The organism is Calothrix sp. UHCC 0171 (assembly GCF_034931845.1).
GTDB lineage: Bacteria > Cyanobacteriota > Cyanobacteriia > Cyanobacteriales > Nostocaceae > Brunnivagina.
In genome coordinates this window covers 1-1,825 of sequence record NZ_JAYGHN010000102.1, presented here as the reverse complement: position 1 = coordinate 1,825, position 1,825 = coordinate 1, and the positions used below count along the sequence as shown (strand labels likewise).

The window sequence follows — 1,825 nt, the reverse complement described above, 5'->3', positions numbered from 1 at the left end:
AACCCCTAATTATCGGGTAGGACAAGGCGTAATTGCCTTGAGGTTATCAGAACACATTCAACACCGAGAGAGTATGATTGGACACATAGACAACTATAGTGAATCATGGAAAGGGCTAGGATGGAAGAAATTCCGCAAAAACCTCTTCCGCCTCCAGTGTCGCTTGTGGAAAGCAGTCAGAGCAGGAGAAATGAGAAAAGCTCGTAATCTCCAAAAGCTAATTCTAAAATCCCAAAGTGCAATATTCCTTGCCATCCGTCAAGTAACCCAACTAAATAATGGGAAAAAGACGGCGGGTGTAGATGGAAAAGCAAACCTCAATTTTAAACAAAGGTTTGAACTAGCAAATCTTCTCAAAGTAGAAGCATTTAAATGGAAACATCAAAAGCTACGGGAAATACCAATTCCAAAGAAGAATGGTACAACCAGGATGCTAAAGATACCAACTATCCAGGATAGAGCATGGCAGAAATTAGTGCATTACGCATTAGAACCTGCCCATGAAGCAACTTTCCACGCTAGAAGCTACGGCTTCAGAACTGGAAGGAGCGCACATGATGCTCAGAAAATGCTATTTCTAAATCTATCTAAAAGTGCCAATGGTGCAAATAAGAGGATTCTGGAATTAGATTTGGAAAAATGCTTCGACCGCATCCGACATTCTTAGATAATGGAGAAGATTATTCTCCCCCAATCTGTAAAAATCGGAATTTGGAGATGTTTAAAAAAGGGAACTAATCCTCATTTTCCTGAGCAAGGAACACCACAAGGTGGATGTATTTCGCCGACATTGGCAAATATTGCACTTAATGGAATCGAGAAAATTCACAACATTATTAGATATGCCGATGATGTGGTTGTAATTTTAAAACCACAAGATAATGCAGATTTAATAATTGCACAAATCAGTAGTTTTCTCGATAAATTAGGGCTAACAATTAATCAAGAGAAAACGAGATTAGTATCAGCGACTTCAGGTTTCGATTTTCTGGGATGGCACTTCCGAGTGCAAGCCAACGGAAAGTTCAAATGCGTTCCTTCAGTGGACAATTATAAAGCTTTTCGTCAGAAAGTAAAAAACATCGTCAACTGCTCTAGCTATGGCGCAAAAATTAAAGCGGCAAAATTGGCTCCCCTGATTAGAGGTTGGAAGAATTATCATCGCTTCTGCAAAATGGAAGGTTCCCGCTTTTCCTTATGGGGAATGAGACTACGAACATGGAAAGTTTTCAACAAAGAGAAGAAATTAAACCGTCATCAGGTTAATGACCTAATTACTCAGGCATTCCCCAATGTTTCTTATTCTGAAAACAAGCATATAAACGTAGCAGGTGAACGCTCTCCTTATGATGGCGACATCATATATTGGAGTGAAAGAAATTCCAAATTATACGACGGAATTACAGCTAAATTACTTAGAAAGCAACGCCATTCATGTGGATATTGTGGAGCTAAATTCCTTCTTGATGGAAGAGTAAACCTCCATCATCTGGATGGGAATCATCGCAACTGGAAAACTCAAAATCTCATAGTTGTTCATGAAAGCTGTCACGATTATATACACATGAGCAAATAAAGGTAATCGGAAGCAGGATGCACGGAAACGCGCACGTCCGGATTTAAACGGGAGGTGCGAGGGATAATACCCTCCATCGACCCAAACTATCGCCAAGACAAACCTACCTGATTGGAAGCCGCAGAAATCGCGTTCCAAACTATATTTCCACACTTGGTAGTGTTACTTCTTTTACAAGACATTCAACGCCTGAGAGATTTGGCACTTAGTCAAGGAATTGACATTCAAATTTCCAGGTGCAAGATATGA

1 pseudogene is annotated in these 1,825 nt (G+C 40.1%); it reads left to right on the top strand.

What is annotated here, in order from left to right:
• Positions 1–73: 73 nt before the first annotated feature.
• Positions 74–1,576: pseudogene (locus VB733_RS27465) on the top strand (group II intron reverse transcriptase/maturase).
• Positions 1,577–1,825 lie beyond the last annotated feature (249 nt).